We start from the raw sequence: 20,518 nt of genomic DNA, 5'->3' as shown, positions 1-20,518 counted from the left end.
CCGGAGAAGGAGCAGAACATGAGACGCGTCATCATCACGGCGGCAGGAGCGGCCGCGGCCGCCCTCGTCCTCACCGCGTGCGGCGGAGGCGGAGGCGGCGGGGGCGGCGAAGACATGGAGGCCCGCGGCGACATCACCATCTGGTACTCCAACAACGAGGCCGAGATCGAATGGGGCGAGCAGATGGTGGAGGCCTGGAACGCCGATCATCCCGACGAGCAGATCAGGGCTCAGGAGATCCCTGCGGGCGCGTCGAGCGAAGAGGTCATCGGCGCCGCCATCACGGCGGGCAACGCGCCCTGTCTCGTGTTCAACACGTCCCCGGCGGCCGTCCCGCAGTTCCAGAAGCAGGGCGGGCTCGTGAACCTCTCCGACTTCCCCGACGGCGACGACTACATCCTCGAGCGCAGCGGCGACGTCGCCGAGCAGTACCGCTCGGAGGACGGCGGCTTCTACCAGATGCCGTGGAAGGCCAACCCGGTGATGATCTTCTACAACAAGACGATGTTCGCCGACGCGGGCCTCGACCCCGAGAACCCGTCGCTGTCGACCTACGACGAGTTCCTCGAGACGGCTCGCACGCTCAAGGAGGCGGGTGTCGCGCAGTACGCGATCAACCCGGCGCCGACGAGCGAGTTCTTCCAGTCGTGGTTCGACTTCTACCCGCTGTACGCCGCGCAGACCGGCGGCACGCTGCTCGTGGAGGACGGCCAGGCGACGTTCGACAGCGACGACGGCGGCGCCGTCGCCGAGTTCTGGCGCACGCTCTACGAAGAGCAGCTCGCGGGGCAGGAGCAGTACCAGGGCGACGCGTTCGCCGACGGCTACGCCGCGATGGCGATCGTCGGCCCGTGGGCCATCGCCGTCTACGGCGACGCGGTCGAGTGGGGTGCCGTCCCCGTTCCGACGGAGCAGGGTACGGCCCCGGACGAGACGTACACCTTCAGCGATGCGAAGAACATCGGCCTGTTCACCGCGTGCGAGAACAAGGCGACCGCATGGGACGTCCTGAAGTTCGCGACGAGCGAGGAGCAGGACGGCATCTGGCTCGAGACGACGGGACAGATGCCGCTGCGGCAGAACCTCACCGAGACGTTCCCGGACTACTTCGAGGCGAACCCCGCCTACGAGCAGTTCGGCGACCAGGCGTCGCGCACCGTCGAGGTGCCGAACGTGCCGAACTCGGTCGAGGTGTGGCAGACCTTCCGCGACGGATACTCCGAGTCGGTCATCTTCGGCGAGGTGCCCGTCGACGAGTTCCTGACCGACACGGCCGGCCGGATCGACGAGCTGGTCGCGCAGGGCTGACATGAGCGCGGATGTCGCGGGCGCCGCCCGTCGGACGGGGGACTCCTCCGCCCGGCCGGCCGGCGGCGGCCCACCCGGGATGCCCGCATCGCGCGGCGGCGAGCCGAGCGGGAAGCCCCGTCGCGGTCTGACGCGCATCCTCGGCGCGCAGCCCCACGGACTCCTGTTCTCGGCGCCGTACATCGCCTTCGTGATCCTGGTGTTCGCGTGGCCGATCGTGTTCGCCGTGTGGATGTCCTTCCAGGACTACTTCTTCGCGGCACCGGGCGCCGACGTCGACCGGCCGTTCGTCGGCTTCGACAACTACGTCGCGGTGATCAACGACCCCAAGGTGTGGCAGTCGTTCCGCAATGTGGGCGTGTTCCTCATCATCAACGTTCCGCTCACCGTCGTGCTGTCGATCATCCTGGCGACGGCGCTGGATCGCATCGTGCACGCACGCACGTTCTTCCGGGTGAGTTACTACGTTCCGTACGTGACGGCGTCGGTCGCGGTGGTCGCGGTGTGGCTGTTCCTGTTCTCGCAGAACGGGCTCGTGAACCAGATCCTCGGACCGCTCGCGCCCAGCCCCTCGTGGCTCATCAACTCGGCGCTCGCCATGCCCACCATCGCCCTGTTCGTGACGTGGAAGGGACTCGGGTTCTACATCCTGCTCTACCTCGCGGCGCTGCAGAACGTGCCGCGGGAGCTGTACGAGTCCGTGTCGATGGACGGGGGCGGGCGCATCCGTCAGTTCTTCACGGTCACCGTGCCGGGCGTGCGGCCGGCGACGCTGCTGGTCGTGCTGCTGGCGACGATCACGGGTGCGAACCTGTTCACCGAGCCGTACCTGCTGACCGGCGGCGGCGGGCCGAACGGCGCGTCCGCGAGCCCCGTGCTGCTGATCTACCAGAGGGGCATCGAGCAGGGGAACCCCGACGTCGCCGCGGCGATCGGCGTGATCCTGATCATCTTCGTGCTCATCATCGCCGCACTGCAGCGGCGGCTCGTGGGAGGTGAGGAGTCATGAGGCGCATCCTCGGGAGCAAGATCACGCTCTACATCGTGCTGGGCCTGGGCGCGCTGGCGTTCCTGTTCCCCTTCTACTACATGGTCGTCGGCTCGCTGCAGACGAATGTCGATCCGACCCCGGCCGGCGCATTCCCGAACCCTGAGAACCTCACGATCGAGAACTACGTCGCGATCAACGAGCGCATCAACCTGCTGCAGGGGCTCGTCAACTCGGGCATCTTCGCCGGCGGCGTGGTGCTCGGCACGATCGTGTTCGGCGTGCTCGCCGGCTACGCGCTCGCGGTGCTGCACTGGCGCGGCCGCGGAGCGACGTTCGCCCTCGCCCTGCTCGTGCAGGTCGTGCCGTTCCAGCTGCTCATGATCCCGCTGTACGTCATGATCGCGCGCGACTACGGCATGTCCGACACCTACGTCGGCATGATCCTGCCGTTCTTCATCAACTCGACGGCGGTCGTGCTGTTCCGTCAGTACTTCCTGCAGCTGCCGAAGGACCTCTTCTCGGCGGCCCGCATCGACGGCGCGGGGGAGTTCCGCATCCTGTGGAGCGTCGCGCTTCCGCTTGTGCGACCCGCACTGCTGACGGCCGTCCTGCTCACGTTCATCGGCCCGTGGAACGAGTTCCTCTGGCCCTTCCTCATCACGAAGGAGGCGTCCATGCAACCGCTCGCGGTCTCGCTGGCGAACTTCATCACCAACATCGCGGCGTCCACCGCGAATCCCTTCGGAGCGATGATGGCAGGCGCCGTCGTGCTGGCGATTCCGGCGGTCACGCTCTTCATCATCTTCCAGAGGTACTTCACCTCGAACGAGCTCGGATCGGGGGTGAAGGGATGAGCGCGGCATCCGTGCCCTACCGGCTCACACGGGTCGGCGTCGTCATGACGCCCGATCCCGACGACCCGAACGAGGCCGAGGGGGTGCTCAACCCCGCGTCGGGCCGCGGTCCGGACGGTGAGCTCTACCTCCTGCCGCGGCTCGTCGCGGCGGGCAACGTGTCGCGCGTCGGCCTCGCTCGCGTGGTCGTCGAGGACGGCGCACCGGTTGGCGTGGAACGGAGGGGCGTCGTGCTCGAGCCCGATCGCGGGTGGGAGCGGGGTGCCGACAACGCCGGCGTCGAGGATCCGCGCGTGACGTTCATCCCCGCGCTGGGCACGCACGTCATGACATACGTCGCGTACGGGCCGCTCGGCCCGCGCACCGCGCTCGCGGTGTCGGACGACCTGCGCTCGTGGCGACGGCTGGGTCCCGCGCTCTTCCGCTACGACGACGCGCTTGACATGGACCTCAACCTCTTCCACAACAAGGACACGGTGTTCTTCCCCGAGCCGGTGACGGCGCCCGACGGCACGACAGCGCTCGCGGTGCTGCACCGGCCGATGTGGGACCTCGGCGAGACGAAGCCCGGTCAGGGCATCCGCGTCCCCGCCGGGGTCGAAGACACGCGCCAGTCGATCTGGATCAGCTTCGTGCCGCTCGCGGCCGTCTCCGCCGACATCACGGCGCTCACCCTGTGGGAGCAGCACCGCTTCGTCGCGGGGCCTGAGTTCCCGTTCGAGGAGCTCAAGGTCGGAGGGGGACCGCCGCCCATGCGCGTGCCCGAGGGCTGGCTCGTGCTGCACCACGGCGTCACGGGAGTGATCGACAGCGCGTTCTCCCAGCAGCAGCGCGTGAACTACGCGGCCGGAGCGCTCCTGCTCGACGCCGACGAGCCGTGGCGCGTCATCGCCCGCACGCCCGAGCCGCTGCTCGCCCCGGAGACCGAGGACGAGCGCAGCGGCATCGTGCCGAACGTCGTCTTCCCGACCGCGATCGAGCGCATCGAGGACCGCACGTTCGTCTTCTACGGCATGGCCGATTCGAAGATCGGCGTCGCCGAGCTCACACGCACCGACACGGGCGCGGCCGACGCGTCCTGAACCTGAACGAAGGAACGAACATGAACCGGATGCTCCGCCCCGCCCGCACGCGCGGGGCGATCGCCGGGGCGGCGGCCGTCGCACTGGCGCTGTCGCTGCCCGGAGCGGCGCTGGCCGCGCCGGTAGGGCCGACGCCGGCCCAGGCGGTCCAGGGGCCGCTCACGAACCTCGCGCACCTCGACTTCCTGCTCGACGAGGCGACGCCGCCCGCCGACGTCGAGGGCCACACGACGTACCGGCTCGCGGAGGAGCCGGCCCTCGTGATGCCGTGGACGTACGCGGACGCGCGCCCCGGCGGCACGTTCGAGCGCATCGGCGGCGGAGGTCCGCCCGACCCCGTGACCGGCCACTGGAAGCAGGGCGCGTACAACGCGGACGACATCTCGCGCGCCGCCGTCGTCTACGTGCGCCACTGGGAGCAGACGGGCGAGGCGTCGAGCCGCGACAAGGCGTACGAGCTGCTGCGGTCGCTCGCGTACCTGCAGACCGTGGACGGCCCGAACGCGGGCAACGTCGTGCTGTGGATGCAGCCCGACGGCACCCTCAACCCGTCGGCCGAGCCCGTCGAGCTGCCCGATCCGTCCGACTCGGGTCCGAGCTACTGGCTCGCCCGCACGATCTGGGCCTTCGGCGAGGGCCACGCCGCCTTCGCGGACGCCGACCCGGAGTTCGCGGCCTTCCTCGACGACCGGCTCGCGCTCGCGATCGAGGCGGTCGACCGCCAGGTGCTCATCCGGTACGGCCAGTGGGCAGAGGCCGACGGGCTGCGCGTGCCGCAGTGGCTGATCGTCGACGGGGCGGATGCCTCGGCCGAGGCCGTCCTGGGCCTCGCCGCGCACGTCGAGGCGCAGCCCGACGACACCGCCGCGGCCGAGGCTTTGCGCAAGCTCGCGGAGGGCATCGCGGCGCTGAACGCGGGCGACAGGCGCTCGTGGCCGTACGGCGCGCTGCTGCCGTGGGCGCCCGCGCGCTCGCTGTGGCACGCGTGGGGCTCGCAGATGCCGGCGGCGTTGGCCGGGGCATCCGTGGCTCTCGACGACCCGTCGCTCGTCGAGCCGGCCGTCCGCGACTCCGCCTCGTTCACGCCGACCCTCATGACCGCGGGCGGGCCCGACAACGGGTGGCTGCCGACGCCGACCGAGCGCGTGCAGATCGCGTACGGCGCGGACTCGCGCGTGCAGTCGCTCTTCGCGGTCGCCGACGCGACGGGGGCGCCCGGCTTCACCGAGCTCGCCGTCATGCAGGCGGCGTGGTTCTTCGGGGCCAATCACGCGGGGGAGCGGATGTACGACCCCGCCACGGGCGTGACCTTCGACGGACTCGAGGCCGACGGCCGGGTCAATCGCAACAGCGGCGCGGAGAGCACGATCCACGGGCTGCTCACGATGCTCGCGCTCGACGCGCGACCGGGGCTCGGCGAACGCACGTCCGCGCTCACCGAGGTCGCCTCACGCGAGGGCCTGCGGCTCGTGCAGGCCGAGAGCGGGACGACCACCGGCGGAACAGTGACCACGCCCGAGGCATGGACGGGCGAGTCGCTGTGGGCGGGTCAAGCGCTGACGCTGCCGCGCGGCTCGAGCGCCGTGTTCGACATCGGGACAGACCCGACACGCCGCTGGGTCGAGCCCGTCGTGTGGTCGGCGCCGGGCGAGTCCAGCACGTCGGTGTGGCGCGCGGGCAACGTGCCGCTCGGCGTGCTGCACGAGGAGGGACCGGAGCAGGGCGTGTCGCCCACGCCGGGCGTGCTGTGGCCAAGGTCGCTGCAGCTCCCCGCGCTCGGTGACCGGTCGGCGCTGCGCGTCGACGCGCTGTCGGGCGACCTCATGCTCGACGGCGTCCTCGTGCGACCGGTCATCTCGCGACTCGCGCTCGCGGGGGAGGGCGGCCGCGTGGAGCTCGTGCATTCGAGCGCAGCAGTGCCGCAGCCGACGCGCGTCGGCGCGGACGGGACCACGACGCACGTGATCGTGTTCGACTCGCATGGGGGGCAGGTGCGCGAGACGACCGTCCGCGGCTCGCGGACGGTCGTCGTACCGGCCGGCGGGTTCGCGATCGCGACGTCGTGAGGGCGGTGCCGGGGCGGCCGCGGATGCGGCGCCCCGGCACCCGTTTCGGCGGTGGCCTCAGCCGCCGGTGCGCTCGTCGTAGGAGATGGTGCGGGCGCAGGACCGAACGGCTCGGAAGGCTCCTGCCCTTGCGCCATCTCCTACGCCCGGCACGGCGGCGGGGGCTTCGCGGCCGCCCACAGCCGTGTCCGATTTCCGCCAGCCGATGTCGTCGGGGCGTGACAGGCTGGACGCATGACGATCACGACCACGCGTCCCGCGATGACGTTCGACGAGCGCTACCGCGCGATCGACTCGCGCGACGCGCGGTTCGACGGGCAGTTCGTTACGGCCGTGCGCTCCACCGGCATCTACTGCCGGCCGAGCTGTCCCGCGCGCACCCCGAAGCCCTCGAACGTGACGTTCTACCCGACGAGTGCGGCCGCGCACGAGGCGGGGTACCGCGCGTGCAAGCGCTGCCTGCCCGAGGCCGCGCCGGGCTCGCCCGAGTGGAACCTGCGGGGCGACACGGCGGGCCGCGCGATGCGCCTCATCGCCGACGGCGTGGTCGAGCGCGAGGGCGTCCCCGGGCTCGCCCGGCGCCTCGGGTACTCGCCGCGTCACCTCACGCGACTGCTCACAGCCGAGCTCGGCGCCGGGCCCCTCGCCCTCGCGCGGGCGCAGCGGGCGCACACCGCGCGAATGCTGCTCGTGGGCACCGACCTGCCGGCGGCGGACGTCGCGTTCTCGGCGGGCTTCACGAGCGTGCGCCAGTTCAACGACACCGTGCGCGAGGTGTTCGGCGTGTCGCCGCTCGAGCTGCGCGCCCGCCGCAGGATGACCCGCCACGGCGCGTCGGACCACGCCCTCGGCGCGATCGACCTCGTGCTCCCGCACCGCGGACCCCTCGACGCTGCGGGGCTGTTCGCCTGGATGGGCGCGCGTGCGCTCCCGGGCGTCGAGCACTCGACGGCGACGAGCTTCGCGCGCACCCTGCGCCTTCCGGGCGGACCCGCGTGGTTCGAGCTCCGCGTCGACGACGCCGGCCACGTGCGCCTGCGCGCGCGGCTCGCGCACCTCGGCGACCTCTCGACGCTCGTCGCGCGGGCGCGGCGCCTGTTCGACTTCGACGCGGACCCGCTCGCGGTCGACGAGGCGCTGTCGCGGCATCCGGAGCTGCAGCCGCTCGTCGCTCGCGTCCCCGGCATCCGCGTGGCCGGTGCGGCCGACCCGCACGAGATGCTCGTCCGCGCGATGGTGGGGCAGCAGATCACGGTCGCAGCGGCCCGCACGGCGCTCACCGCGCTGGCGGATGCGCTCGGCGAACCGGTCACGGGGCTCGGCGGGACGGATCCCGAGACCGGCGACGAGAGCGCCGGCGCGACCGTGCGCCTGTTCCCCACGATGGCCGCGATCGCCGAGCGGGGCCACGAGGTGCTGCGCGGTCCCGCCGCCCGCATCCGCGCGATCACGGGCGCCGCGGCGGCGCTCGCCGATGGGACCCTCGCGCTCACCTCGGGCGACGACACCGCTGAGCAGCGCGCGGACCTGCTCGCACTGCCCGGCGTCGGCCCGTGGACCGCCGACTACGTGCGCATGCGCGTGCTCGGCGACCCCGACATCACCCTCCCCGGCGACGTCGCGGTCCGCTCCGGCGCGGCCGCAGCCGGCATCCCCACCGACCCCAGAGGCTTCACGGCGTGGGCCGCCCGCACGGCGCCGTGGCGCAGCTACCTGACCGCACACCTGTGGCGCAACGCCCCCGCCCGGCCGCGCTCCCCGCGCCGCCGCACCGAGACCCCGAAGGACGGATCATGACCGCCAACCTGCAGACCATCGAGACCCCCGACGGCGCCTTCACGATCCTCGCCGACGAGCGAGAGCGCGTGCTCGCGTCCGGCTGGACCGCCGACCCCGACGCGATCCTCGCGCGCGTGCGGCGCGCACCGTCGTCGGTGACGGAAGGCGAGACGGATGCCGCGGCCGCCGTCCTCGCGTACTACGACGGCGACCTCTCGGCCATCGACACGGTCGAGGTCGTGCAGGACGGCACGCCGCTCCAGTTGGACGGCTGGCACGCGCTGCGGTCGATCGAGCCGGGGCATCCGCTCACCTACGCCGAGTTCGCTGCGCTGCTGGGCCGTCCCTCCGCCGTGCGCGCGGTCGCGGCGATCTGCGCGCGAAACGCTCCCGCGCTCTTCGTGCCGTGCCACCGCGTGCTGCGCACAGGGGGAGCGATGGGCGGCTTCGCATGGGGAGTCGACGTCAAGCGCAGCCTCCTCGCGCGCGAAGCCGCCGCATGACCTTGCGTCCAGCGAACTCACAGGTATAGGCTGGAGGGCTGTCGCGCCATGCGCGGCACTCAGCCGGATCCAGAGGAGGACGCCATGCACAAGGCCGTTATCGTCGCCCAGTTCGCATACGTCGCTCTCGGCATCCGTCTGGGCAGCCCCCGCGTTCAGGGATAGCACGCCGCCGGCTTCGCGCCGCCAGGCATATCGCCTCAGCCAGGAGCGTTCCCTCTCCTATCGAGAGAATCCGCCCTGAGTCGCGCTCTGCGCTCACCTCATCGCCCCGACCGGGGCTCGCATCCACCGTCCATCAGGACCCCGCAAGGATCATGACCACCACCGCTGAACCGCAACGGTCCCGCCTGTCCACTCCGCGCGCGCTCGCGCGCCTGATCCCGTACGCCAAGCCCGTCCTGCCGCGGCTCGCCCTGGGCGCGGTGAGCGCGCTGCTCGCGAGCCTGCTCGCCCTCGGAATCCCGCTCGTGCTCGAGGCCGTCGTGCGCGGCCCGATCGCGTCGGGCGACCTCGCCCTCATCACGTGGGGCGCGGTCGCCGTGCTCGTGCTCGGGCTGCTCGAGGCCGCCATGGTGTGGGCTCGCCGCTGGTTCGTGCTCGCGCCCGCGACGCAGGTCGAGTACGACCTGCGCACGACGTTCTACCGTCGCCTGCAGCGGCTGCCGGTCGCCTTCCACGACCGGTGGCAGTCCGGCCAGCTGCTGAGCCGCATGATGCAGGACATCAGCATGCTGCGCCGCTGGATGGCGTTCGGCGTCATCCTGTTGATCGTCAACGTGCTCACGATCGCGGTGGGCCTCGCTCTGCTGTTCCGCTGGCACTGGCTGCTGGGCACGGTCTTCATCGTGTGCTCGCTGCCGATCTGGTACGCCGGCTACCGCTTCGAGAAGACCTACGGCACGCTCACGCGCCAGAGCCAGGACCAGGCGGGCGACCTCGCGACCTCGGTCGAGGAGAGCGTCCACGGCATCCGCGTGCTCAAGGCCTTCGGCCGCGGCAAGCACGCGCTGCAGAAGTTCACGCGCCAGGCCGAGACGCTGCGCGGCACCGAGCTGCGCAAGGCGGGTGCGATCGGCTGGATCTGGTTCTGGCTCGTGCTGCTGCCCGACATCGCCTTCGCGCTGTGCCTCGGCGTCGGGATCTACCTCAACGCGACCGGCCAGCTGAATGTCGGCGAGCTGTTCGCGTTCTTCGCGATGGCGACCGTGCTGCGGTGGCCGATGGAGTCGATCGGCTTCCTGTTCTCGTTCACGCTCGACGCGCGCACGGCGACCGACCGTCTGTTCGAGGTGTTCGACGAGGACAACCCGATCACCGACCCCGAGTCGCCCGCTACGCTCGATCGCGTGCGCGGCGAGCTCGCGTTCGAGGGGGTGCACTTCCGCTACCAGGACGCGTCGCCGAACGAGCGCGATCTGCTCGACGGCATCGACCTCGTGCTGCGTCCCGGCGAGACCATGGCGCTTGTGGGGCTCACGGGGTCGGGCAAGACGACCCTGACGACGCTGCCCGCGCGCCTGTACGACGTCACCGGCGGACGCGTCACGCTCGACGGCGTCGACGTGCGCGACCTGACGCTCGCCGAGCTGCGCCGGCACGTGGGCATGGCCTTCGAGGACGCGACGCTGTTCTCGCAGTCGGTCCGCGACAACGTGCTGCTCGGCCGCGAGGACCTCGAGCCGGGCAGCCCCGAGGCCGAGGCCGTGCTGCGCGAGGCGCTCCAGGTCGCGCAGGCGGGCTTCGTCGACGACCTGCCCGACGGCGCCGACACCATCATCGGCGAAGAGGGGCTGAGCCTCTCGGGGGGCCAGCGCCAGCGGCTCGCGCTCGCGCGCGCGGTCGCCGCCCGCCCGTCGGTGCTCGTGCTCGACGACCCGCTGTCGGCCCTCGACGTCGACACCGAGGCCCTCGTCGAGGACGCGCTTCGCGAGGTGCTGCACGACACGACCGCGCTCGTGGTCGCGCACCGTCCGTCCACGGTGATGCTCGCCGACCGCGTCGCGCTGCTCGAGGGCGGCCGCATCACGGCCGTAGGCGGGCACTCCGAGCTGCTGCGTCGCAGCGAGCACTACCGTCACGTGATCTCGAGCCTCGAGATCGATGAGGCGCGCAAGCGCGCCCTCCACCAGGAACAGGAACCGCTGGAGGTGAACCTGTGAGCACCACCGTCGTCGGAACGAGCGGCGAAGACCGCTCCGATTACACGCGCGAGGAGAGCCGCGCCGTCCGGCGCCGCTCGCTGCGTCTGCTGGGATCGCTCATCTCGCCGGTGCGCTGGCAGCTCGTGCTCGCGGCGGTCGTGCTGGTCGTGTCGACCGTGCTGCGCGTCATCGGCCCGGCGCTCATCGCGTTCGGCCTCAACAACGCGCTGCCGGCGGCCGTCGAGCGCATGGACTGGATGCCGACGATCCTCGTCGTCGCCGTGTACCTGGTGTCGGCACTCGGCGGTGCGGCCCTCATCGGCTGGTACGTCGTCGTCGCGGCACGGCTGACGCAGGCCGTGCTCCTCGACCTGCGCAAGCGCATCTTCCTGCACACGCAGCGACTGAGCCTCGAGTTCCACGAGTCCTACACGTCTGGCCGCATCATCTCCCGCCAGACAAGCGACCTCGATACGATCCGCGAGCTGCTCGACGGCGGCCTCAATGAGCTCGTCTCGGGCATCCTGTACGGCGGGTTCACCCTGATCGCGCTGCTGCTGCTGGACTGGCAGTCGGGTCTCATCGTCGTCGCGATGGGTCTGCCGCTGTACGTGCTGATGCGCTGGTTCTACCGCAGCTCGCAGGTCGCGTACCGAGAGTCGCGCGTCGTGAGTGCGAAGGTCATCGTCAAGTTCGTCGAGACGATGACCGGCATCCGCGCCGTCAAGGCGTTCCGCAAGGAGCCGCGCAACGACGGCGAGTTCAGCGGTCTCGCGAGCGACTACCGCGAGGTGAACATGCGGACGATCCGCCTGTTCGGCGCGTTCGAGCCTGGGCTGATGGCCGTGGCATCCGTCTCGATTGCCCTCGTCGTGCTGTGGGGCGGCATCCGCGTCGCCGACGGCGCGCTCGCGATCGGAACGCTGCTGGCTGCCGTGCTGTACGTGCGGAACTTCTTCTCGCCGCTGCAGGAGGTCGCGTTCTTCCTGAACTCGTACCAGTCGGCGACGGCGGCGCTCGAGAAGGTCTCGGGCGTGCTGGAGGAGGAGCCGACCGTGCCCGACCCGACCGACCCGGTCGACCTGTGGACGGCGCGCGGCACGGTCACCTTCGACCACGTGAGCTTCGGCTACTCCAAGGACCGCCTGATCCTGCCGGACTTCTCGCTCGAGATCCCCGCCGGCGAGACCGTCGCGCTCGTGGGCACGACGGGTGCCGGCAAGTCGACGCTCGCGAAGCTCGTGTCGCGGTTCTACGATCCGACGCAGGGCTCGGTGAGCCTCGACGGCGTCGATCTCAGGCGCCTGCACCCGAAGGACCTCCGTCGCGCGATCGTCATGGTCACGCAGGAGGCGTACCTGTTCAGCGGCACGGTCGCCGACAACATCTCGCTGGGCAAGCCGGATGCGACGCTCGACGAGATCCGCGCCGCGGCGCGCGCGGTGGGGGCGGATGCCTTCATCGAGCGCCTCCCGGACGGGTACGACACCGACGTGAACAAGCGCGGCGGCCGCGTGTCGGCGGGTCAGCGCCAGCTGATCTCGTTCGCGCGCGCGTTCCTGGCGAACCCGGCGGTGCTGATCCTGGACGAGGCGACGGCGTCGCTCGACATCCCGAGCGAGCGGATGATCCAGGAGGCGCTGCAGACGCTCCTGGCCGATCGCACGGCGATCATCATCGCGCACCGCCTGTCGACGGTCGCGATCGCCGACCGCGTGCTCGTGATGGAGCACGGCCGGATCATCGAGGATGACGCCCCGGAGACCCTCATCGCGGGGACGGGGAAGTTCGCGCAGCTGCACGCGGCGTGGCGCGAGTCGCTCGTGTGACGACGACGGCGGATCCCGGTGCTACGTCGGGATCCGCCGTGTCTTCGCCAGTTCCGCGAACCACCGGCCGCTGTCCTTGACGGTGCGCTCGAGCGTGTCGAAATCGACCCGCACGATGCCGAAGCGCTTCGCGTAGCCGTAGCCCCACTCGAAGTTGTCGAGGAGCGACCACACGAAGTATCCGCGCAGGTCGACGCCGCGCTGCAGCGCGCGGTGCGCGGCGGTGAGGTGGCGGCGCAGGTAGTCGAGGCGTTCTGGGTCGGGCACCGAGCCGTCCGCCGAGACCACGTCGTCGAACGCGGCGCCGTTCTCGGTGACCATGAGCGGCTGGCCGGGGAACTGCTCCGACAACGACACGAGCAGCTCTTCAAGACCCTCCGGGGCGATGTTCCAGCCCATCGCGGTGTACGGCCCCGGCTGCTGGATGAACTCGAGCACCTGGTCGCTCCCGGGCCAGGCGGTCCCGCCGGCGTCGCCCTTGTGCCCATCGTTCATCTGCCTCGGCGAGACGCCGTCCCACGCCCGGACGGTCGCCGTGGAGTAGTAGTTCACCCCGAGCACGTCGATCGGCTGGTTGATCGTCGCGAGGTCGCCGTCGCGCACGAACGACCAGTCGGTGACCGATTTCGTGTCGTCGAGCAGGTCGGCGGGGTACTCGCGCCGCAGCAGCGGGTGCGTGAACGCGCGGTTGGCGAGCGCGTCGGCGCGGCGCATCGCCTCGGCGGCACCCTCCCCGCCGGGGCGCAGCACGTGGAAGTTGAGCGTGATCGAGTACTCCGGCGAACCGGTCGACGTCGCCCGCAGCGCCTGCACGGCGCGCCCGTGTGCGAGGTTGAGATGGTGCACCGCGGCGAGGGCGGATGCCGGCTCGTGCCTCCCGGGAGCGTGACCGCCCTGCCCGTACCCGAGGTACGCCGAGCACCACGGCTCGTTGAGCGTCGTCCACGTGTGCACACGGTCGCCGAGCGCCTCGCCCATGATCCGGGCGTAGTCCTCGAAGGCATCCGCGGTCGAACGCGCCGTCCACCCGCCCTCGTCCTCGAGCGCCTGCGGCAGGTCCCAGTGGTACAGGGTCGCGACGGGACGGATGCCGCGCTCCAGCAGCCCGTCGACGAGGCGCGAGTAGAAGTCGACGCCCCTGCGGTTCACCTCGCCCCGTCCCGAGGGGAGGATGCGCGGCCACGCGATCGAGAACCGGTACGCCCCGAGCCCGAGCTCGCCCATGAGGTCGAGGTCGCTCTCCCAACGGTGGTAGTGGTCGCACGCGACGTCGCCCGTGTCGCCGTTCCACACCTTGCCGGGCGTGCGGCTGAACGTGTCCCAGATCGACGGTCCGCGTCCGTCCTCGTTCGCTGCGCCTTCGACCTGGTAGGCGGCGGTCGCCGAGCCGAACGTGAAGCCGGGAGGGAACTCGAGGCCCGAGTCGCGGTAGTCCGCGCGGGCTGCAGTGGTCGCCACGGGCCCATCGTTCCACGTCGCGAACGACCGCATCGAATCGTTGCGACGACGGAGGCGGGGCATCCGCTGTATCGTGTCGCCGTGCCGTTCACCGACCTGACGCTCGACGACCTCCGCACCTACCGACCCGACCTCCCCGAACCCGCCGATCTCGACGCCTTCTGGTCGACCACTATCGCCCAGGCGCGTTCGGCCGGGAGTGGCTACGACCTGACGCCCGCCGCGACGCCGATCACCGAACTCGTCATCGAAGATCTCGCGTTCCCCGGATTCGGCGGAGAGCCCGTCCGCGCCTGGGTGACCAGGCCTCGGACGGATGCCGCGCTCCCGGCCGTCGTCGAGTACGTCGGCTACGGCGGCGGCCGCGGCCTCCCTGGCGAGCGACTGCAGTGGGCGGCCGCGGGCTTCGTCCACGTGCTCATGGACACGCGCGGGCAGGGGAGCGCCCACGGAACGGGCGGGGACACGCCCGATCCGCACGGCTCAGGACCCGCGATGCCCGGCTTCATGACGCGCGGGGTCCTCGATCCCGAGACGTATTACTACCGCCGCGTCTTCACCGACGGGGTGCGGCTCGTGGACGCCGTGCGCGAGCTGCCGTTCGTCGACGCGTCACGCGTCGCGGTCACCGGCGGCAGCCAGGGCGGCGGCATCGCGATCGCGGTCGCGAGCCTCGTGCGCGACCTTCGCGGCGCGATGCCCGACGTGCCTTTCCTGTGCGACTTCCCGCGGGCGGTCGCACTCACGCCGCGCAACCCCTTCACCGAGATCACCCAGTTCCTCGGCGTGCACCGGGACCTCTCCGATCAGGTCTTCCGCACGCTCTCGTACTTCGACGGCGCCGTGCTCGCGCGGCGCGTCACCGTGCCCTCGCTCTTCTCGGTCGCGCTCATGGACGACATCGTGCTGCCGTCGACCGTCTTCGCCGCGTACAACCGGCTCGCCGCCGAGGACCGCGAGATCGTCGTATACGCCTACAACGGGCACGAGGGCGGGCAGGCGCACCAATGGGTGCGGCAGGTGGCATGGCTGCGCGACCGGCTGTGACGACGGATGCCGCAGCTGCGGCATCCGCTCTCAGAGCTTGATCTCGGCGATGACCTCGCCGTACTCCGTCTCGCCGACCGGCGTGAAGCCGACGCGCTTGAAGAATGCCTCGGGCCCGCCTTCGCCCGCCTCGTAGATGACGTTCACCTTCTCCATGCCCCGCTTGCGCGCCTCGTCGAGCAGGGCCTCGACCGCGTACCGGCCGACGCCTCGGCCCTGATCGTCGGCGTCGACGTTGATGCGCCACAGAACGGAGCGGAAGTGCTCCTGGGGGAAGTCGGGGTCGAAGTTCGCGCTCACGAACGCGACGACGTCGTCGCCGTCGAGCACGACGCGCTGCCACGACGTCTGAGGGTTCACGACCGTGGCGGCGATGCCGTAGCTCACCGGCGAGAGGAACTCCTCCTGGCCGGGCTTGAGCGACATGTTGTTGACCGCGACGATCGTCGAGGCGGACAGTTCTTCCAGTCGGAGCTCAGCCATTGCCCCAGGCTAATGGAGGCCCGGCGCATCCGGCCATGTTCGACCCCGACCTTCACAGGGAATTCATGCGGGCCGAAGTATCTCGATATCAAGATACTTTCGCGATTGCGATAGGCTGGCACGACGCCCCGAGACGAAAGACGGAACCGGTGACCGACTCCACCATCATCTACACCTACACGGACGAGGCCCCGGCTCTCGCGACCGCTTCGCTCCTGCCGATCGTGCAGGCGGTGACCCGTCAGGCGGGGGTCGACATCGAGACGCGCGACATCTCGCTGGCGGGTCGGGTGCTGGCCGCGTTCCCGCAGCGACTGACCGCCGAGCAGCAGGTGGGCGACGCTCTCGCCGAGCTGGGCGGGCTCGCGACGCTGCCCGAGGCGAACATCATCAAGCTCCCCAACATCTCGGCGTCCATCCCGCAGCTGAAGGCCGCGATCGCGGAGCTGCAGTCGAAGGGCTACGACGTCCCCGACTATCCCGACGAGGCCGAGACGCTCGAAGAGAAGGACATCCGGGCGCGCTACGACCGCATCAAGGGCTCGGCCGTGAACCCGGTGCTGCGCGAGGGCAACAGCGACCGGCGCGCTCCGCTGTCGGTCAAGAACTACGCGCGCAAGCACCCGCACCGCAACAAGCCGTTCGCCGAGGGCTCGAAGACGCGCGTCGTCACGATGGGCCAGGACGACTTCCGCTCGAACGAGCAGACGACGGTCGTCCCGTCCGACGACGTGCTCACGATCCAGCACGTCGCCGAGGACGGCACGGTCACCCCGCTCAAGGGGGGCATCAAGGTGCTCCCCGGCGAGATCGTCGACGGCACGTTCCTCTCGGCCCGGGCGCTCGACGCGTTCCTCGCCGACACGCTCGAGACAGCCAAGGCCGACGACGTGCTCTACTCGGTGCACCTCAAGGCCACGATGATGAAGGTCAGCGACCCGATCATCTTCGGCCACGTCGTCAAGGCGTACTTCGCCGACGTGTTCGATCGCCACGGCGACAAGATCGCCGAGGCGGGCCTCACGCCGAACGACGGCCTGGGCGCGATCCTCACGGGTCTCGGCGAGCTCGAGGGCGGTGACGCCATCAAGGCTGCGATCGACGACGCGATGAAGAACGGCCCGCGCCTGTCGTACGTCAACTCCGACAAGGGCATCACGAACCTCCACGTGCCCTCCGACGTCATCGTCGACGCCTCGATGCCCGCGCTCGTCCGCAACGGCGGCAAGCTGTGGGGCGCAGACGGTGGTGAGGACGACACGGTCGCCGTCATCCCCGACTCCTCATACGCCGGCGTCTACCAGACCGTGATCGACGACGTCATCGCGCACGGCCCGCTCGACCCCGCGTCGATGGGCACCGTCCCCAACGTCGGCCTCATGGCGCAGGCCGCCGAGGAGTACGGCAGCCACGACAAGACGTTCGAGATCGCCGCTCGGGGACGCGTGCAGGTCGTCGACTCGGCCGGAGACGTGCTGCTCGAGCACGTCGTCGACCGCGGCGACATCTGGCGCGGAACCCAGACGAAGGACATCGCGATCCGCGACTGGGTCAAGCTCGCGGTGACACGCGCACGCGCGACGGGCACGCCTGCGGTGTTCTGGCTCGACGAGCAGCGCTCGCACGACCGCGCGCTCATCGCGAAGGTGCGCGAGTATCTCGCCGAGCACGACACCGACGGCCTCACGATCGAGATCCTCGCGCCGGCCGCGGCGACGCAGTACTCGCTCGACCGGCTGCGCAAGGGCGAGGACACGATCTCGGTCACCGGCAACGTGCTGCGCGACTACCTGACCGATCTGTTCCCGATCCTCGAGGTCGGCACGAGCGCCAAGATGCTCTCGATCGTCCCGCTGCTCGCGGGCGGCGGCCTCTTCGAGACCGGCGCGGGCGGATCGGCGCCGAAGCACGTGCAGCAGCTCCTCGCCGAGAACTACCTGCGGTGGGACTCGCTCGGCGAGTTCTTCGCCCTCGCGGCCTCGCTCGAGCACTACGCGGACTTCACCGGCAACGTGCGTGCGCAGGTGCTCGCCGATACGCTCGACGCCGCGACGGGCACGTTCCTCGAGAACGACAGGTCCCCCGGCCGCGCTCTCGGCACGATCGACAACCGCGGCAGCCACTTCTACCTCGCGCTCTACTGGGCGACCGAGCTCTCGAACCAGCAGGTCGACGCCGAGCTGGCAGCCGTTTTCGCGCCGGTGGCCGAGGCGCTCGCCGAGAGCGAGCAGCAGATCGTCGACGAGCTGCTCGCCGTGCAGGGCTCGCCGGCCGACATCGGAGGCTATTACCGTCCCGACCCCGACCTCGTCGAGAAGGTCATGCGCCCGTCCGCGACGCTCAACGCGATCGTCGACGGCATCGGGAACTGACGACCGGTCTGCCGCTGAGTGAAGCGGATGCCTCGGCTGGGGCATCCGCTTCACCCGTCTTTCCGCCCTCGCGGGCTCCGGACGTGCGAAGGTGTTTCCCGTGGGAAAGGAACCCGGGGGGCGCGTCACGATCTCCGACATCGCCGAGCGCGCGGGTGTGTCGATCGGCGCGGTCTCGTTCGCGCTGAACGGGCGCAAGGGCGTATCGGATGCCACGCGCGAGCGCGTGCTCCAGGTCGCCGACGAGCTCGGGTGGGCGCCCGCGAGCGCGGCGAGGTCGCTCGCGGGGGCGCGGACAGACACGTTCGGCCTCGTGCTCGCGCGCGATCCGCACAATCTCGGCGTCGAGTCGTTCTACATGCGGTTCCTCGCGGGACTCGAGTCCGAGCTGTCGAGACGGTCGTACGGCCTGCTGCTGCAGGTGGTGCCGTCTCAGGAGATCGAGATAGCGACGCTCAAGAAGTGGCGCCGCTCGCGGCGCGTCGACGGCGTGCTGCTCGTCGACCTCGCCGTCGACGACCCGCGCATCGAGCTCGCGTCCGAGCCGGGCGCGCTGCCCGCCGTCGTGGTCGGAGACCCCGCCGTCGCGAAAGGCCTCACGAGCGTGTGGACCGACGACGCGACGTCGATGCGGCAGGCCGTGCAGTACCTCGTGGGCCTCGGGCACCGGCGTATCGCCCGCGTGTCGGGTCTCGCGCCGTTCGCCCACACGCACATCCGCGATGAGGCGTTCGTCGAGGAGATGGCTTCCGAGGGGGCGGAGGCGGTGCTGCTGCGGACCGACTACACACCCGAGGCCGGCGCCTCCGCGACCCGCCATGCGCTGCAGTCGGATGCCCCGCCCACCGCGTTCGTCTATGACAACGACGTCATGGCGGTGGCAGGTCTGACGGTCGCGATGGAGCTGGGGAAGCGGGTTCCCGCCGACATGTCGATCATCGCGTGGGACGACTCCGTTCTGTGCGACCACACGTTCCCGACCCTCACGGCGCTGACCCACGACGTCGTCGCGTTCGGCGCGCACGCGGCCCGGCGCCTCTTCGACGTGATCGACGGCGCACCGCCCGGGGCCTTCCTCGACTCCACTCCGCGGCTGGTCATCCGCGGCTCGACCGGCCCGGTCTGAGCGGCGCGGGGGCTCTCCGGCCTTCTTCGCGGAAAGAGAGATAAAGCGCTTTACAAGATGACCTCGGCACCCCTAATCTGACAGCGCGACCACATCGAAGCGGACGACGACGTCGGCCGTTGCGGCCACCAGTTACAAGGGAGTAATCACATGGCATCACGTACCGCGGTGACCGGCGTCATCGCACTGGGCGCGCTCGCCGCGCTCGCTCTGAGCTCGTGCTCCGGCGCGGGCTCCGCCCAGCCCTCGCAGGGCATCGACGGCGAGGTGTCCGGCGAGGTGACCTTCGTCACCTGGCGCACCGACCTCATCCAGGACGGCACGTTCGAGGAGTACGCCGAGCAGTTCAACGCGGTCTACCCGGACGCGACGGTGACGTTCGAGGGCATCACCGACTACGAGGGCGAGATGCGCACGCGCCTGAGCACGACGAACTACGGCGACGTGCTGGGGCTGCCCAACAGCGTGCTGCCCGACCAGTTCGCCGACTTCTTCGAGCCGCTCGGGCAGACCGAGGAGCTCGCCGATAAGTACCGCTTCCTCGCGCCGAAGAGCTACGAGGGCGTCCAGTACGGCATCGCACTCGGCGGCAACGCGAACGGCCTGATCTACAACAAGGACGTCTTCGAGCAGGCGGGCATCACCGAGCTCCCCAAGACCCAGGAGGAGTGGCTCGACGCACTCCAGCAGATCGCCGACAACACCGACGCGATCCCCCTCTACACGAACTACAAGGACGGCTGGCCGCTCAGCCAGTGGTCCGGCAACCTCGGCGCGATCACGGGCGACCCCGACTTCGTGAACGAGATGGCGCACGACGACGCGCCGTGGACCGAGGGCACCGACATCTACGCGATCGACTCGCTCATCTTCGAGTCCGTCGCCGCGGGCCTCACCGAGGATGACCCGCTCACGACGAACTGGGAGCAGTCGAAGGTCGACTTCGCGACAGGCAAGATCGCGACGATGGCGCTCGGATCGTGGGCGATCTCGCAGATGCAGCTCGCCGCGGAGGACAACGGCATCGACCCCGAGGTGGTCGGATACCTGACCTTCCCCGCGACCGCGGACGGCACGCAGTACGCGATCGTCGGCGGCGACTACAACCTCGCGATCAACAAGAACTCGTCGGTCAAGCCCGCGGCGAAGGCCTGGATCGACTGGCTCATCGAGGAGTCCGGCTTCACCGAGACCCAGGGCATGGTCTCGCCGCTGATCGCCGACCCGCTCCCGTCGAATCTCGCGGGACTCAGCGACGAAGGTGTCGAGCTCATCGAGCTCAACCCGGCTCCGGCGGGGGAGGAGGCGCTGTTCAACAACATCGCCGACACCTCGCAGATCGACATCTGGGGCAACATCTACCGGCAGAAGCTCGTCGACATCGCACGCGGTGCCGCCGACGGCGACAAGGCGTCGTACTTCGCCGAGCTCAACGAGCGGTGGGCCGCGGCCCGCGCCGAACAGGGCTGATCCGAC

At 70.5% G+C, this 20,518-nt stretch carries 15 protein-coding genes; 13 read left to right on the top strand and 2 right to left on the bottom strand.

The features are described 5' to 3' along the window. The first annotated feature begins 18 nt into the window (after positions 1-18). The 9 genes from BJ991_RS16165 to BJ991_RS16125 all read left to right on the top strand — a co-directional run bounded on the left by BJ991_RS16165 (position 19) and on the right by BJ991_RS16125 (position 12,556). On the top strand, positions 19-1,308 hold the full coding sequence (locus tag BJ991_RS16165; protein ID WP_179491678.1) for an extracellular solute-binding protein: 1,290 nt from the start codon (positions 19-21) through the stop codon (positions 1,306-1,308). 79 nt (positions 1,309-1,387) lie between these two features. Beyond that, entirely contained in the window at positions 1,388-2,317 is a 930-nt protein-coding gene (locus tag BJ991_RS16160) for a carbohydrate ABC transporter permease (protein ID WP_246301119.1), read from the top strand. Then, entirely contained in the window at positions 2,314-3,153 is an 840-nt protein-coding gene (locus tag BJ991_RS16155; protein ID WP_179491674.1) for a carbohydrate ABC transporter permease, read from the top strand. The genes BJ991_RS16160 and BJ991_RS16155 overlap by 4 nt, the downstream gene beginning before the upstream one ends. Continuing rightward, on the top strand, positions 3,150-4,235 hold the full coding sequence (locus BJ991_RS16150; protein WP_179491672.1) for a glycoside hydrolase family 130 protein: 1,086 nt from the start codon (positions 3,150-3,152) through the stop codon (positions 4,233-4,235). The genes BJ991_RS16155 and BJ991_RS16150 overlap by 4 nt, the downstream gene beginning before the upstream one ends. Positions 4,236-4,255: 20 nt before the next feature. Further along, positions 4,256-6,301: a hypothetical protein gene (locus BJ991_RS16145; protein ID WP_246301118.1), complete on the top strand. Its 2,046-nt coding sequence runs from the start codon at positions 4,256-4,258 to the stop codon at positions 6,299-6,301. 234 nt (positions 6,302-6,535) lie between these two features. After that, positions 6,536-8,098, top strand: coding sequence for a DNA-3-methyladenine glycosylase 2 family protein (locus tag BJ991_RS16140; RefSeq protein ID WP_246301117.1), 1,563 nt, complete (start codon positions 6,536-6,538; stop codon positions 8,096-8,098). Continuing rightward, a complete protein-coding gene (locus BJ991_RS16135) occupies positions 8,095-8,583 on the top strand; it encodes a methylated-DNA--[protein]-cysteine S-methyltransferase (protein WP_179491670.1) in 489 nt (162 codons plus the stop codon). Before BJ991_RS16140 ends, BJ991_RS16135 begins: the two co-directional genes overlap by 4 nt. A gap of 317 nt (positions 8,584-8,900) precedes the next feature. Continuing rightward, the gene (locus BJ991_RS16130) at positions 8,901-10,745 is read left to right on the top strand and encodes an ABC transporter ATP-binding protein (RefSeq protein WP_179491669.1); all 1,845 of its coding nucleotides are present in this window, start codon (positions 8,901-8,903) and stop codon (positions 10,743-10,745) included. Then, positions 10,742-12,556, top strand: a complete 1,815-nt coding sequence (locus tag BJ991_RS16125) for an ABC transporter transmembrane domain-containing protein (protein ID WP_179491668.1) — start codon at positions 10,742-10,744, stop codon at positions 12,554-12,556. Before BJ991_RS16130 ends, BJ991_RS16125 begins: the two co-directional genes overlap by 4 nt. Positions 12,557-12,577: 21 nt before the next feature. Here the strand turns inward: BJ991_RS16125 and BJ991_RS16120 are convergent, their stop codons facing one another. Continuing rightward, positions 12,578-14,047, bottom strand: a complete 1,470-nt coding sequence (locus BJ991_RS16120; RefSeq protein WP_179492896.1) for a glycoside hydrolase family 1 protein — start codon at positions 14,045-14,047, stop codon at positions 12,578-12,580. 48 nt (positions 14,048-14,095) lie between these two features. On the opposite strand from BJ991_RS16120, the gene BJ991_RS16115 reads away from it, so the two are divergent. Beyond that, positions 14,096-15,061, top strand: coding sequence for an acetylxylan esterase (locus BJ991_RS16115; RefSeq protein ID WP_179491667.1), 966 nt, complete (start codon positions 14,096-14,098; stop codon positions 15,059-15,061). A gap of 30 nt (positions 15,062-15,091) precedes the next feature. Here BJ991_RS16115 and BJ991_RS16110 read toward each other — a convergent pair whose 3' ends face one another. Then, positions 15,092-15,544: a GNAT family N-acetyltransferase gene (locus BJ991_RS16110; RefSeq protein ID WP_179491666.1), complete on the bottom strand. Its 453-nt coding sequence runs from the start codon at positions 15,542-15,544 to the stop codon at positions 15,092-15,094. 149 nt (positions 15,545-15,693) lie between these two features. Here BJ991_RS16110 and BJ991_RS16105 point away from each other — a divergent pair, with 149 nt between their 5' ends. From BJ991_RS16105 to BJ991_RS16095, 3 genes are all read left to right on the top strand, one after another. After that, positions 15,694-17,916 carry an NADP-dependent isocitrate dehydrogenase gene (locus BJ991_RS16105; protein WP_179491665.1) on the top strand — a complete coding sequence of 741 codons (2,223 nt, stop codon included), beginning with the start codon at positions 15,694-15,696 and terminating at the stop codon, positions 17,914-17,916. Between the two features lie 100 nt (positions 17,917-18,016). Next, complete coding sequence (locus BJ991_RS16100; RefSeq protein WP_179491663.1) at positions 18,017-19,042, top strand: substrate-binding domain-containing protein; 1,026 nt, start codon at positions 18,017-18,019, stop codon at positions 19,040-19,042. 150 nt (positions 19,043-19,192) lie between these two features. Continuing rightward, positions 19,193-20,512 carry an ABC transporter substrate-binding protein gene (locus BJ991_RS16095; protein WP_179491661.1) on the top strand — a complete coding sequence of 440 codons (1,320 nt, stop codon included), beginning with the start codon at positions 19,193-19,195 and terminating at the stop codon, positions 20,510-20,512. The last annotated feature ends 6 nt before the right edge of the window (positions 20,513-20,518 follow it).

Source organism: Microbacterium immunditiarum (genome assembly GCF_013409785.1).
GTDB classification, from domain to species: domain Bacteria; phylum Actinomycetota; class Actinomycetes; order Actinomycetales; family Microbacteriaceae; genus Microbacterium; species Microbacterium immunditiarum.
The sequence above is the reverse complement of the archived record's forward strand: the minus strand, read 5'-3'. Positions and strand labels throughout refer to the sequence as shown.